This is a genomic window from Gramella sp. MT6 (genome assembly GCF_019357415.1).
Classification (GTDB): domain Bacteria; phylum Bacteroidota; class Bacteroidia; order Flavobacteriales; family Flavobacteriaceae; genus Christiangramia.
Genome location: NZ_CP048410.1, coordinates 1281723 through 1295944, shown reverse-complemented (window position 1 = coordinate 1295944; position 14222 = coordinate 1281723). Strand labels below are relative to the sequence as shown.

The following is a 14222-nucleotide window of genomic DNA, read 5'->3' as shown; positions in this document are numbered from 1 at the left end:
TGTATATAAATCAAAAACTTATTTAACTTTAAGACCTTTGAATCCGATTCCATGAATAACCGACTAACCGGCCTCATCGCATTTCTACTAATTATACTGGCGGTATGGCTCAATTTCAATTTTGACCAGCCAGATTTTGAACCCAATGAAACCGGTTCATTAACGCAATTTTCTACCTCCAGAGCCTTTGATCATGTAGAAGCGATTGCGCAGGAACCACATTATCTTGGAAGTCCCGCTCACAGCAAGGTCAGGAATTATATCGTAGATCAGCTTCAGAATATGGGTCTGGAAGTGCAAACCCAGGAAGGATATTATTTAAATAAGAACGGGGTTATGGCAAAACCGCAAAACATACTTTCCAGGATAGAAGGTACGGGTGACGGTAAGGCTTTGGTTTTGATGACCCATTATGATTCTGCCATGCATTCCTCTAATGGAGCAAGCGACGCAGGCAGCGGAGTAGCGACGATCTTAGAAGGGATAAGGGCATTTCTCGAGAAAGATACATCCCATAAAAATGACATTATTCTTCTTTTTACCGACGCTGAAGAATTAGGTCTGAACGGGGCAGGCCTTTTTATTGAGGATCATCCCTGGGCCGAAGATGTAGCACTTGCATTGAATTTTGAAGCCCGCGGAAGTGGCGGTAATCCATTTATGCTTCTCGAAACTAATGGTAAGAATGCCCGCCTTATCGAGGCTTTTGAAAAAGCTGGCACAGAATACCCGGTTACCAATTCACTAGCATACAGCATTTACAAGATGCTGCCAAACGACACAGATCTCACGGTTCTTAGAGAGCAGGCCAATATTAATGGTTATAATTTCGCCTTTATAGATGATCATTTTGATTATCATACCGCCAATGATATCCCTGAAAATCTTGATAAAGAAACACTGGCGCACCAGGGAAGTTACTTGATGCCGCTTTTAAATTATTTCAGTAATGAAGACATAACGAGCCTTTCGAGCGATCGTGACCTAATTTACTTTTCTTTACCCTTTGGAGAATTTGTAAAATATCCCTTCGACTGGATCAACCCAATGCTCATCCTGGCTATAATTATTTTTATTATCCTGGTTATCTACGGTCTGAAACGAGAGAGTCTCAATTTCATAGGGATTTTAAAAGGTTTTATTCCGGTTATATTAAGTCTTATATCTTCAGGCTTATTGGTTTGGGCATTCTGGAAATTCTGCCTTTTCATATATCCGGAGTATTCTGAAATGGAACACGGCTTTACCTATAATGGTTACCTATATATTGCCATAGCTATTTTTCTTAGTCTGGCTGTTTGCTTTATTATTTATCACCTTTTACGTCGAAGCCTCAGAACAGCTTCCGTTTTTGTAGCTCCATTGGCCATCTGGCTTGGGCTTTGCGCACTTCTATCTGTTTATCTAAAAGGAGCTTCTTATTTTATCATTCCGGTATATTTCGGGTTATTGCAGCTCTTTGTTATGATACGACAGGAAAAACCAAACAGGATCCTGATGGTTTTACTTTCAGTCCCGTCTATATTCATACTTCTTCCATTTATCTGGAGCCTCCCCGTAGCCCTTGGCTTGAAAATGCTTTTTGCGACGGGAATATTAACAAGTTTGTTATTCTTCTTTTTCCTCCCACTTTTTGGATATTTCAGAAGACTAAAATCATTTGCCGTTCTTTGCTTTCTGGTTTTTAATGTTCTTATATTCGTATCGCATTATTATTCAGAATTCAGCGTAGAAAGACCTAAACCAGATAGTCTGGTATATCTTAAGGACCTGGACCAGAATACCTCTACCTGGTATTCTTATGATCATATGCCAGATGAGTGGACCTCAGAATATTTTGGGGAAGATGCTAGGGAAAGTTCTCATACAGAATCTAATTTCAGCAGTAAATATGGTAGTAACTTTACTTTTAAAGCGGAAGCTCCAGCCATCAATATTCCTGAACCTGGGGTGATAATTGAAGAAACCGGGAAAGATAGCCTGGACCTTCAAAGTTATTTACTGAAAATCGCACCAAATAGAACCATTAACAGAATGGAACTTTTTGAGATTAAGGATGTCGATTTTAAAGAATTCAAAGTAAATGGTCTTGAAGCTGAAGAAGTTTACCTGGGGGAAAATGCTTTTCATATGTTCAAAAGGCGATGGAAAGAACGTTTATTGACCTATTATGCCTCAAACATGGATACTTTGAGAATTGAATTCAGTGTTGAGAAAGGAGATCTACCAGAATTCGTACTTTATGAGTCGGCATACGATCTTATTGGAAATAAGGATTTAAAGGTCAAAGAACGTCCGGATGGGATTATCCCAAGACCTTTCGTATTGAATGATGCTACTATTTTAAAGAAAACGATCAAGATAAAAGACTAGAATGAAAATAGCGATATTAGGATGTGGATGGCTTGGATTGGAACTCGGAAAAAGACTTCGGGAGCAGAATCACGAAGTAAGAGGATCGGTAACCAGGCATGAAAGAATGCAGGAAGTTAGAGCAGCAGGGCTGGTACCTTATTCAATAAAACTATATGAAAAAGGAATTCAGGGGGATATACGTTCTTTTTTATCTGGTGTAAATACTCTTATCATTGATATCCCGCCAGGCCTTCGCAAGAATCCGGAGGTCAACTTTGTAAAGAAGATCAAGAAGCTTATTCCTTATATAGAAAAATCATACCTGCAGAAGGTTATTTTTACCAGTTCTACTTCGGTTTATGAAGACACTTTAGACTTCCCTACCTATGACGAGAACGCAGAAACAGATAATTCCAACGATATTTCTGTACAGCTAAGAAATACAGAATTGTTATTTCTGAATAACGAGCATTTTAGTGCTTCAATTTTAAGATTTGGAGGGCTTATAGGGCCGGAGAGACATCCGGTAAAATATCTATCAGGGAAAACCGGGATCAAAGATCCTGAAGCACCGGTCAATCTTGTGCACCAGGAAGACTGTATAAAAGCCGTCTTTAAATTGATGGACAAGGAGAAAGATAACTCGGTTTGGAACGTAGTTTATCCTGAACATCCTACCAAAGAAGAATATTATAGCGCAATAGCGAAAAAGAGGAATTTAGAAAGTCCGGAATTTGATCATTCCCAACCTTCCAAAGGAAAAAAGATAAGTTCAGAAAAACTGATCAAAGAATTAAAATTCGAATTCTCAACCCCGGTTTAGGTAATTGCTTATTCGAGAAGTAATTTAAATTCACCTAAAATCTTTTTGTACTGGTCCTTATCATTAGAATTATGGACCATAAGATCTAAACTACCCTTGATGTATTCCTCATTCACAGAAGTTATTTCGAGATATCCTTCTCCTTTTTCAGCATAATGAGAATACCAGGCGGTACCAAGATCAAAGAAATTGCAGTTATTGTTTAACTGCTGGCCGGTTTCATAAAGACCTTCTCCATAAAAATGGCGGATAGTAATACCTAGTCTTCTTACCTGTTTAGTATCATTATCTTCTATAACTCCCCACAAATTGAGAGTATAAAAACGATTGCCGGCATAGTCATAATTCTCAACCAATTTAGACCCGAGACTTTCATCTTTATAATTCTTCATTCCGTCACTAAAAAGCACTTGTCTTTGCCCAACTTGAAGCAGGATATATTCCTGGTAATCTTCTGTCTTAAAGAGTTTAGTTTCGGGTTCTGACTGCTTATTTATAATATGTTCATCTTCTGTGCTACAGGAAATAAAAAGGAAGAAAAGAAATAATATTTTGTAAAGAATACGCATGTCCCCCTGGTTTAAATTAAACGCTCGTAGGGTCTTACGTATTTAAAAGATAAATATTAAAACACTGAATTTCAATTATTTATGTATTTTTTAGATGAAACAGTGAGAAAATCTGTCCAAATAATAGGTGCCAAATAATATTCTTACAATTTACTCGGAATATACCTGAGCATAAGGAGACCATATTTCATATATAGGGTCACCTTTGGAACTTTTTCCCGAATGGTGCCATTCCCCTTCTTTAACCTCAAATTCAAAATCGAGGTTCGCTCCTACTCTGTTGTTATCCCTGGAAAAGAACTCTATATTTTCTATATATTTCCCGTTTTCAGCTGAATATGTTCCCCCTCCGGTTCCAAAAAATTCTCTGGTAGCTGAATTGAAAGCAACCCATTGAAACCTGTTTCCGCCAAGTATCTTAATTGTTCGTCTTTCACCGGGTTGCATCCTGTTCATTTCTCCATTCCTTTTTCTGCCAGTAATTGCCCAGTTTCCACTAAGCTTATTTTCCTCTGAAGAAATTCGTTCCCAGATCTGCACTTCTTTTACATTATTGATCTTAATCTTATCCCCTTCCATAAAGGTAAGTTCAGGATCCAGGGTCGTACCCACCAGCTCTGGTGTTTTGGTGTTGAAATCGATGGTAATTTTATAGTCTCCTGAAGTATATTCGCCTCCCTGGGCCCAAAGGAATTCGTTAGTAGCTATTTCTTTAGCTCCTTCTGCAAAATAATTATCTTGGTAGATCCTTACGACCTCTTTTTCTGAGATACTTCGGCCATTCTCTTCGATAAGCCTCCAGGAACCCTCAACAGATTGGGAAAACATACCGGTAGATAAAAGGAATATGCTAAATATTAAAAGTCTTTTCATGATCTATAAGTTTTTGATTCTTATAAATTTAAAAAAGATACTCTCTTTATTCAGTTAAAGCTTTGCTAAGCTATTCCTTCTTCTCGCCGTACTTGTCGTATTCCGGATACAGAAAATTATTATAGGGAAATCTTGTGATATGGATCTCTCTCACGGCTTCGTATACCTTTTTACGGAAATCTTCCATATTCTCCTTATTCAATGCTGAAATGAAGAGTACGTTATCTCCCATTCGGTTCATCCATGTCTTCTTCCATTCTTTCAAAGTATAGTGAGCCGAGGTCTTTTCTGTGATAAGATCATCGTCATCGATCTTTTCAGGTTCGTAAGCATCGATCTTATTGAACACCATAATGGTTGGTTTGCCCAATGTTTCTATTTCGGTTAGAATTTGATTTACCGAATCTATATGCTCTTCGAAATTAGGATGTGAAATATCAACCACATGTAAAAGCAGATCTGCTTCCCTAACTTCATCCAGAGTCGATTTAAACGACTCTACAAGCTGCGTAGGCAACTTTCTAATGAATCCCACCGTATCACTCAACAAGAATGGCAAGTTTCGTATAACAACCTTTCTAACGGTCGTATCGAGGGTGGCGAAAAGTTTATTTTCGGCAAAAACATCGCTCTTACTAATCACATTCATAAGTGTAGACTTTCCAACGTTGGTATATCCAACCAAAGCCACACGTACTAACTGACCACGATTACCTCGCTGAACCTCCATTTGCTTATCGATGGTCTTCAGTTTATTTTTAAGCAGGGAGATCTTATCACGTACTATCCTACGGTCGGTCTCGATCTCTGTTTCCCCTGGACCACGCATACCAATACCACCACGCTGTCTTTCAAGGTGAGTCCACATACCGGCAAGCCTGGGTAGTAAATATTCATATTGTGCCAATTCTACCTGCGTCCTTGCATAACTTGTTTTAGCTCTCTGGGCAAAAATGTCCAGAATAAGACCGGTCCTGTCAAGGATCTTACACTTCAGGATCTTTTCTATATTCTTTTGCTGGGCGGGAGAAAGCTCATCATCAAAGATCACCCCTCCAATATCATTCTCGTCTACAAATTCCTTTACATCGTTCATCTTCCCTGATCCAATAAAAGTCTTTGGATCTGGCTTGTCTAAACGCTGTGAAAAGCGCTTCACAACTTCCCCTCCTGCGGTATAAGTAAGGAACTCAAGTTCATCCAGATATTCCTCCAGTTTATCCTGATCCTGCTCTTTGGTAACGATACCAATTAGAACAGTTCTTTCATAAGCTAAATCGGTCTTTTCAATCATAGGCACAAAGGTAAGAAATAGGTGCATATCAGTTTTGCTTACAACATTTATTTAGGATTTTTTCCTGGAATTCTGTATGAAAAATATTATACACAGCTATAATCACCAATTTGTTTTTTTATACATTCGTGAAGTATTTTACATCCTTAACCGGGAGGATTAGACCGGTAGTAACTTCCTATTCTGGCCTGGAAAGCCATATACATTCTAACTTATTTATATATTCATGAAAGCAAAAAATCTATTTTGTTTACTAATCCTCGTGTTTGGCTTTGGAAATATAACAGCACAGGAAAAAATGCATTTGATCACTCTAAAACCCGAAGCAGATCTGAATTTTGAATTTTTCGTAACAGAGGTTCAGGATGCTCGGCAGAACAAGGGAAATATCGGTGTTGCTCAAACCGGGCTAATGAACAAACAGGTACCGGCAAATTTTAGCGAAGATTTTTCTCTTCATTTAAAAGCTTACTTGAACTCCATTTTACCAGAAAAACAGTCAGCTCAACCGCTTATTGTAAAAGTACACAAGCTTTATATTTCTGAAAGAACAGCAGCAATGTCTGAACTTGGCTCCTGTGAAGTATCTGTTGAATTCCTCAAAAGCGAAAATGGCAAGTTGTATTCTTTTGGGACTTTTCAATCCAGTGTAGAGGGAAAAGGAATGGATGTAACACCCAAACATGACGATCGCATCAAAGAAGCTATTAATAATTGCATCAATAAATTTACTTCGAGTAATTGGCAGAATTCAGAAATTGCCCAGGAACCTTCTGAGCCAGAGGACAAAAATGAATTCGATTCAAAGGAAACTCTGAAAGCAGGACTATATTTTGATTTTGAAGATCTGGTAAATAATTCACCAAAGCAGGATCTTCCATACCGAACAAAAAGAATCTTGAAAAACTACAAGTCAGAACATTTTCAGGTCTTGCAGCAGGAAAAAAATAAGAGAGTCAAAAATCTATTTGGATATTCAGATGGTGAGAATGTTTACCTGAACGCCACGAGATACACCCAATCTGAATATTTCATCAAGTCTAAGTTTATTGGCAGATATATTTATTTTGAAGATCAATATTCTTCACCTAGTGCTACCGCAGCTTTCGGATTAATCGGTGCAGCGGTCTCTAACAGACATACCGGAATTGTACTGGATACAAAGACAGGTATCACCACAGTATTGAATAACAAGAGCATGGAAAGCCTATTAAAGGATTATCCTGAATTACTGAATGAATATAACCGAAGTAAAAAAACTGTAGAAGATGATCGTAAAATGATAGAGAAGATCAATAACCTACCACCTCTCTCATAATAAATAAAGCCCCCGCACAGTAAAGTACGGGGGCTTTAATATTAGGTGATTCGGTTTTTAGAATCCAAAATTAATACCCAGGCCAAACACTTCCCTGATCTGAAAAGCACCTACGGCATTGTCATCATATATGGCCTGAAACACAAGGTTTGCAGATAAATAATCGTTGATTCCCATTTCTACATTCAAAAGGTAATCTATATCGATATTTCCTGGTTTATCAAGGTAATTGGAATAAAGGGATAGGGTATGTTCCATAGCCACATTTTCCATGATCTCATATTTGGAATATCCACTTAAAGAAGCACCAAGTTCAAATCTCATTGATTTTCCCTCGTCCACACCAAAATAATCTCCGTCTACATAGCCCGGTTCAGTAGTAAAATCCTTGTCTACAAATATAAATCTGGCCGTTGCAGGAGCGAAATTGACCACAAGATCATCACTTTTTTTCCACATGATGCCCGGACCAGTTTGCAGGTAAGCCGGTGACATAAAATCTGAAATTTCTGTCCTGATGGTTTCCCCGGTTTCAGCATCTTCACTAAACTCATACCCCTTAGCAAACTGGGTTCTGAAATTTAAAAACCAGGAATAATAAAAGTTAGATTCCTGAATCCTTTTTCCGGCAATAGAGGTAAGTTCTAACCGGTCACTGGTCTTTCTAATAAATTCGTCGTCCTTTACCTTGGTTAGACCATAATTCCCAAATATCCTGTTGTTCCAGGAAAAATCATCCATTTTATAGTTGAACTGGTAGTCTACTGAAAGATTACCAGCGATACTGGAAGTACCCCCGCCAGTCCATTCTTTATTGAATGCAGACTGATTAAAAAGCAACTGGACATTTCCTTCTGTTGACCAACCGTTTGGTATGGTATCTTTTTCTTCTTCCTCTTGAGATTGTGCTATTCCCATGCAAAGCAATGAAAAAGCGAAAAGTAAAGTTTTCTTCATAACTATTTTTTTGGTTGTTTATATAATGGAACCGAAGAACAGGCTTCACCATACATAAGGCTTTTCACAACGGGCTGGAGCTTTTTAATAAGGAAAATATAAGCATTTTTTGGAACAGGCTTGTTTGAACAACCCTTAATTATTACCGGCTTATCCTTAAGATCTGATACATCAAGACTTTCAATCACCTCCTGATAAAGGTGACTTTCAAGATCTTCCAGCTCACCTATCACTACTTTTTTAGCATACGGCTCGAGATAAGTGGAAATAAGCATATATGCCCATGCCGGTACGATAGCATCTGTAGAACATGTTAACGCGATGAACTGATCCTGATACTGTGACCAGTCATGATTTTTAGCATGTTCCCTGAAATCCTTTTCCCTTAGCACAAAACCTTCATGAAGCCAAACACTCAGATCAAAAACAAACCTTTGACCTTTTGGATAGTAATCCTCAAGATTAAAGGTTAATAATTTACTTTGAGCGACCCGATTTATTATCTCTTCCGCCATAATTTTATTTTATAAAAGTCCGAGCTCCAGTTTTGCGCCTTCACTCATTAGGTCCTGGCTCCATGGTGGATCAAAGGTGATCTCCACCTCAGCGTCTTTCACCATATCCAGAGACTTCACTTTTTCTTCAACTTCAAGTGGAAGTGTCTCGGCAACCGGGCAATTTGGAGTAGTAAGCGTCATTAGGATCTTTACATCATAATCTGTACTCACCATCACATCGTAGATAAGCCCTAATTCGTATATATCTACAGGTATTTCCGGATCATAGATTGTTTTTAATACGGTCACGATCTTTTCTCCTAATTCCTGTGTGTTTATTTCCTGTTCCATTTCAATTCAATTGTGTTTGATATGCTACTGCATACATTTTTAATTGTTTGATCATACTAACCAAACCATTGGCACGGGTTGGAGAAAGATGTTCTTTCAGCCCGATCTCATCAATAAACTTAGTATCTGCCTCTATGATCTCTGAAGGATGCTGATTAGAAAATACTCTAATTAGAATAGCAACAATCCCCTTGGTGATTATCGCATCACTATCTGCAGTGAAGGCAAGTTTATCTCCTTCCAGTTCAGCATGCACCCAGACCTTACTCTGGCAACCTTTGATAAGATTCTCATCGATCTTATATTTCTCATCGATCAAAGGTAATGACTTACCCAGCTCAATCATATATTCATAACGCTGCATCCAGTCATCGAACATTGCAAACTCATCTACTACCTCCTGTTGTTTTTCCTGAATCGTCATATTTTAATTTTACGCAAAAGTACAATAAGAACTAGTGCTATTCAACATTTTCTGCTAATCTTAAGATAGCCTCAACCAATGGTTTTATAGTTTCCGGGGCATTCCCGTGATCAAATGAATTAGTCTTGTAAATGGTATCATTCTTACGAATGCTCAGGATGGCGTGAGGAGCAGCATCTGAAGCCCTGGAATCTGATGGTGCCTTTAACTGGTTGATCCTGGAAACATCTACATCTTCCAGTTTTTCAAGAAGCATTTTCCAATCTTTATTTGTAATACTGTTCGCATTTTCGCTAGCGTTTAAGCCTGTACTTTTAAGATGGATCTTTTCCGGGGTAATTGTATATAAAGTAGTAGAACCTCTGGTAAAGGTCTCATAGGTAATAGAATTAATAGATTCTGCATCCTGGTTTGAGCAATCGTTCGCCGCAAACAGAATTATAATAAAAGTAAGAAAAGTAGTTTTCATGATCGATCTTTTTAGGTTGATAGCATATTACGAAAAAAGGCACCACAAGGGTGCCTCTTTAAAACTTTATTAACTGAAAGATTAGTCAGCCATAGTCGCACGGAAACCTCCGTTAGAGAATACAGAAAGCATTCTAGACTTCTGTCCTTCAGTAAACATGTTAAGACATGGGTCATCAGAATAGTCCATGAAGTTCATGGTCATATCTGTAGTACCACAATTAACTGTTGGGTAAGTAGGACATCCTCTTGAAGGACCATCAGAGTCCGGAGTATCGGCTACATAATCTGTAGCTCCACAACCACCGTCACCCCATATGTGACGTAGGTTCAACCAGTGACCAACTTCGTGAGTTGCAGTTCTACCGGTAGAGTACTGAGTAGTTCCAGTAAATCTGTGATCCATTACAACTCCATCTGTAGCCCAGCTTCCTCCAGGGAATTGAGCGTAACCAAGGATGTTACCACCACGGTATGGCATATTACTTACCACCCAGATGTTAAGGAATTCCTGTGGATTTACCACATCAGATCCATCGCTTGAAGAGAACTTCATAGAATCATCTGGTCTCCACTGACGTTTTTTAGTCTTAACTCTAATTACATCCTCAAGTACAAAACGAACTCCGATATTACTTTCAACTGCTGCAAATTCAGCTGGAATTGAATTTCTTCCAGGGTTGCTTAGGTTAAAGTCTTCGTTTAATGCACTGATCTGGTCCTCCAACTGAGAAGTTGGGATATTCTCACTGTCACTGTTATACAATACATGAAAAACAACAGGAATTTCTATTTTCCCATCGGCAGCCAAACGTTTGGTCAATCCTCTTTCAATAGCCATCTCTGTATGTTTCTCTACAGCGGCCATTTTTTCAGCTAATTCAGGATTTTCTGCTATTTTTTCTTCAAGAACTCCCATGGTACCACATTGATCTGCAGCAATGGCTAGGGTTTCTTGTTCTGCTGCTAAAGTTTCATCAACAGTTGTTTCTGAAGACTTTTCACAGGAAGCAAAAATTAGGGTCAGGGCCGAAGCCAGCAAATAAATTCTTTTCATTAAGAATAAGTATTTAGTTAATAAATTGTTTTCCTCGGTAATCGAAAATGTATTGGTCAAAACAGAATTACCGACTTTCTAATTGTTTGGTTTTTGTTTAGAATTTTTGACACTATTCCAGGATATTTCCTGAAAAATACGAGCCGAATATAGATAAATATTTAAGTTATCCTTAACGTAAAAACAATCAATTATTAACTCATACATGTATTTCACCGATAAATATAGGCTATTCGTCGGCTAAGAGTGAGTGTTAAAATTTTGAATTAATTAAAGTTATTTGGCAGAAATCTGGCTTTTACCTCGATTTTAGAATTGAATTGGGTTTTCAAAAATCCAGAAAATCGATTTTTAAGCACTCATAGAGGAAAGGAATTAGAAATAATAATAGTCTGAAAGTAGAAGTTCTTTCGACCTAGTTCTTTAGAGATTTTCTACCAAAACCAAGATAAGCCAAAGATCCGAAAATTGGAACGACAATTACGGCCAGAATCCAGGCAATTTTAAGCCATATACCACTCCTAACCATTAATAAAATATAAATGCCCAGTATGGATGCAATAATCAAATGGGTTTGCCAGAGAAAAATAGTGATTTCAGGAGCCATAAAATTTTAATTTAAGGCAATATAGGAAAATCTATAAGAAATTACTGGAGCATCATTTTTGCTTTTTTCACCGCGTCGATAAAAAGATCTATCTCGTGAAAAGTATTGTAGAATGAAAAGGAAGCTCTAACTGTACCAGGGATCTTAAAGAAATCCATGATTGGTTGCGCACAATGATGACCTGTTCTTACTGCAATTCCCATTTTGTCTACCAAAGTCCCTATATCATAAGGATGCAAACCCTCAATATTAAATGAAATTACAGCAGTCTTATCTGGAGCTTCTCCATAGATCTTCACACCCTCGATCTCCCTGAGTTTTGCAGTAGCATACTCCAGCAGTTCATGCTCGTATTTAGCGATAGCATCAAAACCGATCTCATTCATATAATCGATGGCTGCACCAAAGGCGATACCTCCGCAAATATTTGGAGTCCCAGCTTCGAATTTATGAGGCAATCCAGCATAGGTGGTCTTTTCAAAAGAAACCGTAGCTATCATTTCGCCACCACCCTGGTAAGGTGGTAATTTTTCAAGCCATTCTTCTTTTCCATAAAGGACACCAACTCCGGTTGGTCCGCACATTTTATGCGCTGAAACCACATAGAAGTCTACATCCAACTCCTGCACATCTGCCTTGATGTGTGGCGCCGCCTGGGCTCCATCGATCAATACAGCCGCCCCCTTCTCATGAGCCTTATCAATAATATTCTTGATGGGGTTTACCGTACCCAAAGCATTGGAAACATGATTAAGAAAAACCAGTTTGGTTTTGGAACTTAAAAGCTTTTCAAATTCAGAATAGACCAGTTCACCATTAAGATCCATAGGAATCACCTTTAGAACAGCCCCAGTCCTTTCACATAGCATTTGCCATGGAACTATATTGGAGTGATGCTCCATAGCCGAAACCAGAATCTCATCGCCTTCTTTCAGAATCGATGAAAAACCGTTCGCCACAAGATTGATCCCGTGAGTGGTACCAGAGGTGAAAATGATCTCATGAGCTTTTTCAGCATTAAAATGCTTCTGAATCTTGATTCTCGCCTGCTCGTACTTATCTGTAGCTTCCTGAGACAGGGAGTGCACGCCTCTATGAATATTGGCGTTGTAATTTGAATAGTAATCCACGATCACATCCATGACCTGTTTAGGGGTCTGGGCAGTGGCCGCATTATCAAAATAAACCAAAGGATAGCCATTAACCTCACGTTTCAGGATTGGAAAATCTTCTCGAATTTTTTCAACCTCAAAAGTCTTAGCCTGAGTTTGATGACTCATCCTTTATGTTTTTTTGAATTTATATTATAGGTTATGGAATCCCAGTTCAACCTCTAGTTTAGAAGCGATCAGTTTATTGATCCTTTTCTTCACTTCAGGAATCTTCACACTTTCCAGTACGTTATTAGCAAATGCGTACATCATTAATCCACGGGCTTCCTTTCTTGGAATACCTCTGGACTGCAGATAGAACAATGCATCTTCGTCTAACTGGCCAATAGTACAACCGTGACTACAAGCTACATCATCTGCAAAGATCTCCAGCTGTGGCTTAGAGTTGATGGTCGCTTTATCGTCTGCAAGGATATTATTGTTAGACTGATAAGCGTTGGTCTTTTGAGCTTCTTTCTCAACAAGAACTTTTCCGTTGAAAACACCCGTTGAACTATCACCATAGATTCCTTTATAATCCTGGTGGCTCTCACAATTAGGTTCAATATGATGAACCAGTGTATTGTGATCTACATGCTGTTTCCCTTCAATGATGGTAACACCTTTCATGGTAGAATCTATACGCTCACCTCTTTGATAGAAATTAAGGTTATTACGCGTTAGTTTCCCACCGAAAGAAAAAGTATGAACAGACACATTGCTTTCATCCTTTTGCTCAATAAAAGTATTATCGATAAGCGAAGCTGAAAGATTATCGTTCTGAATCTTATAGTAATCCACGATCGCCCTGCGGTCTGCGAAAATTTCGGTTACCGAATTCGTAAGCACAGGATGATCTGTTAGACTCTGATGTCTTTCGATGATCTGTACATGTGAATTCTCCTCAACAACTACCAGATTTCTTGGTTGCAAAAGTAATGAAGACTCATTCCCGGTTGCGAAATTGATGATCTGTATCGGCTTATCGGCAAGCTTGTTCTTGTGAATGTGTATGAAAGCGCCCTCTCTTGAGAAAGCGGTGTTCAAAGAATTCAAACCAGATTTTGGAGCCACTTTATTAAAGTAATTCTCAATAACCGGTCTGTATTTATCTTTTGTTAATGCCGAAGACATCAAGCAAACATCGATCTTATCATGAGTTGTTTGCGAAAGATGTGAAGAAAAAATGCCGTCGATAAATACCAGGTCATAAGTATCTATATCATGGATAAGATATTTCTTGATATCACGGTATTCTATTGCTTCTTCTTTCTTCGGGAATACGCTATAGTCATGTTTAAGAACTGAGTTAAGCGAAGTATATTTCCAGTTCTCATCCTTTTTATTCGGGAAACCAAGTTCTTCAAAATCCTTGATCGCCTGATTTCTTATAAGATCCATGCCGCTATCTGGCTCAAGACCTTCTTCGAAAGCTAAAAAAGAGGAGATAAGTTTATCTTTTAATTCCATTTTGTTCA

General features: G+C 38.3%; 15 protein-coding genes. 3 read left to right on the top strand and 12 right to left on the bottom strand.

Features of this window, described 5'->3' with window-relative positions; genetic code table 11:
• The first annotated feature begins 51 nt into the window (after positions 1-51).
• Positions 52-2373 (top strand): M20/M25/M40 family metallo-hydrolase, encoded by a 2322-nt coding sequence (locus tag G3I01_RS05915; protein ID WP_219551991.1) that lies wholly within the window; start codon positions 52-54, stop codon positions 2371-2373.
• A gap of 1 nt (position 2374) precedes the next feature.
• A complete protein-coding gene (locus G3I01_RS05910) occupies positions 2375-3178 on the top strand; it encodes an SDR family NAD(P)-dependent oxidoreductase (protein WP_219551990.1) in 804 nt (267 codons plus the stop codon).
• An 8-nt stretch (positions 3179-3186) separates the two neighbouring features.
• On the opposite strand, the gene G3I01_RS05905 is transcribed toward G3I01_RS05910, so the two are convergent.
• The 3 genes from G3I01_RS05905 to hflX form a co-directional block, all read right to left on the bottom strand.
• Positions 3187-3747: a hypothetical protein gene (locus G3I01_RS05905; RefSeq protein WP_219551989.1), complete on the bottom strand. Its 561-nt coding sequence runs from the start codon at positions 3745-3747 to the stop codon at positions 3187-3189.
• Positions 3748-3897: 150 nt separating this feature from the next.
• Positions 3898-4620 (bottom strand): hypothetical protein, encoded by a 723-nt coding sequence (locus G3I01_RS05900; protein ID WP_219551988.1) that lies wholly within the window; start codon positions 4618-4620, stop codon positions 3898-3900.
• A 70-nt stretch (positions 4621-4690) separates the two neighbouring features.
• Entirely contained in the window at positions 4691-5914 is a 1224-nt protein-coding gene (gene hflX, locus G3I01_RS05895; protein WP_219552777.1) for a GTPase HflX, read from the bottom strand.
• A gap of 226 nt (positions 5915-6140) precedes the next feature.
• On the opposite strand from hflX, the gene G3I01_RS05890 reads away from it, so the two are divergent.
• Positions 6141-7232, top strand: a complete 1092-nt coding sequence (locus G3I01_RS05890; RefSeq protein WP_219551986.1) for a hypothetical protein — start codon at positions 6141-6143, stop codon at positions 7230-7232.
• Between the two features lie 57 nt (positions 7233-7289).
• Here the strand turns inward: G3I01_RS05890 and G3I01_RS05885 are convergent, their stop codons facing one another.
• From G3I01_RS05885 to sufD, 9 genes are all read right to left on the bottom strand, one after another.
• Positions 7290-8189 (bottom strand): DUF3078 domain-containing protein, encoded by a 900-nt coding sequence (locus tag G3I01_RS05885; RefSeq protein WP_219551985.1) that lies wholly within the window; start codon positions 8187-8189, stop codon positions 7290-7292.
• A gap of 2 nt (positions 8190-8191) precedes the next feature.
• On the bottom strand, positions 8192-8704 hold the full coding sequence (locus G3I01_RS05880) for a DUF2480 family protein (protein WP_219551984.1): 513 nt from the start codon (positions 8702-8704) through the stop codon (positions 8192-8194).
• 9 nt (positions 8705-8713) lie between these two features.
• Complete coding sequence (locus tag G3I01_RS05875) at positions 8714-9037, bottom strand: iron-sulfur cluster assembly protein (protein WP_026914726.1); 324 nt, start codon at positions 9035-9037, stop codon at positions 8714-8716.
• Between the two features lies 1 nt (position 9038).
• Complete coding sequence (locus G3I01_RS05870) at positions 9039-9461, bottom strand: SufE family protein (RefSeq protein ID WP_219551983.1); 423 nt, start codon at positions 9459-9461, stop codon at positions 9039-9041.
• Between the two features lie 37 nt (positions 9462-9498).
• On the bottom strand, positions 9499-9930 hold the full coding sequence (locus G3I01_RS05865) for a hypothetical protein (protein ID WP_219551981.1): 432 nt from the start codon (positions 9928-9930) through the stop codon (positions 9499-9501).
• Positions 9931-10011: 81 nt separating this feature from the next.
• Positions 10012-10986 (bottom strand): zinc metalloprotease, encoded by a 975-nt coding sequence (locus G3I01_RS05860; RefSeq protein WP_219551979.1) that lies wholly within the window; start codon positions 10984-10986, stop codon positions 10012-10014.
• Between the two features lie 415 nt (positions 10987-11401).
• The gene (locus G3I01_RS05855; protein ID WP_219551977.1) at positions 11402-11593 is read right to left on the bottom strand and encodes a PLDc N-terminal domain-containing protein; all 192 of its coding nucleotides are present in this window, start codon (positions 11591-11593) and stop codon (positions 11402-11404) included.
• 41 nt (positions 11594-11634) lie between these two features.
• The gene (locus G3I01_RS05850) at positions 11635-12873 is read right to left on the bottom strand and encodes a cysteine desulfurase (RefSeq protein WP_219551975.1); all 1239 of its coding nucleotides are present in this window, start codon (positions 12871-12873) and stop codon (positions 11635-11637) included.
• Between the two features lie 24 nt (positions 12874-12897).
• Positions 12898-14214: a Fe-S cluster assembly protein SufD gene (gene sufD / locus G3I01_RS05845; RefSeq protein ID WP_219551973.1), complete on the bottom strand. Its 1317-nt coding sequence runs from the start codon at positions 14212-14214 to the stop codon at positions 12898-12900.
• Positions 14215-14222 lie beyond the last annotated feature (8 nt).

Bases quoted from the DNA above. Each gene is read 5' to 3' on its own strand.
- G3I01_RS05915 (WP_219551991.1), top strand. From the start codon at position 52: ATGAATAACCGACTAACCGGCCTCATCGCATTTCTACTAATTATACTG.
- G3I01_RS05910 (WP_219551990.1), top strand. From the start codon at position 2,375: ATGAAAATAGCGATATTAGGATGTGGATGGCTTGGATTGGAACTCGGA.
- G3I01_RS05905 (WP_219551989.1), bottom strand. From the start codon at position 3,747: ATGCGTATTCTTTACAAAATATTATTTCTTTTCTTCCTTTTTATTTCC.
- G3I01_RS05900 (WP_219551988.1), bottom strand. From the start codon at position 4,620: ATGAAAAGACTTTTAATATTTAGCATATTCCTTTTATCTACCGGTATG.
- hflX (WP_219552777.1), bottom strand. From the start codon at position 5,914: ATGATTGAAAAGACCGATTTAGCTTATGAAAGAACTGTTCTAATTGGT.
- G3I01_RS05890 (WP_219551986.1), top strand. From the start codon at position 6,141: ATGAAAGCAAAAAATCTATTTTGTTTACTAATCCTCGTGTTTGGCTTT.
- G3I01_RS05885 (WP_219551985.1), bottom strand. From the start codon at position 8,189: ATGAAGAAAACTTTACTTTTCGCTTTTTCATTGCTTTGCATGGGAATA.
- G3I01_RS05880 (WP_219551984.1), bottom strand. From the start codon at position 8,704: ATGGCGGAAGAGATAATAAATCGGGTCGCTCAAAGTAAATTATTAACC.
- G3I01_RS05875 (WP_026914726.1), bottom strand. From the start codon at position 9,037: ATGGAACAGGAAATAAACACACAGGAATTAGGAGAAAAGATCGTGACC.
- G3I01_RS05870 (WP_219551983.1), bottom strand. From the start codon at position 9,461: ATGACGATTCAGGAAAAACAACAGGAGGTAGTAGATGAGTTTGCAATG.
- G3I01_RS05865 (WP_219551981.1), bottom strand. From the start codon at position 9,930: ATGAAAACTACTTTTCTTACTTTTATTATAATTCTGTTTGCGGCGAAC.
- G3I01_RS05860 (WP_219551979.1), bottom strand. From the start codon at position 10,986: ATGAAAAGAATTTATTTGCTGGCTTCGGCCCTGACCCTAATTTTTGCT.
- G3I01_RS05855 (WP_219551977.1), bottom strand. From the start codon at position 11,593: ATGGCTCCTGAAATCACTATTTTTCTCTGGCAAACCCATTTGATTATT.
- G3I01_RS05850 (WP_219551975.1), bottom strand. From the start codon at position 12,873: ATGAGTCATCAAACTCAGGCTAAGACTTTTGAGGTTGAAAAAATTCGA.
- sufD (WP_219551973.1), bottom strand. From the start codon at position 14,214: ATGGAATTAAAAGATAAACTTATCTCCTCTTTTTTAGCTTTCGAAGAA.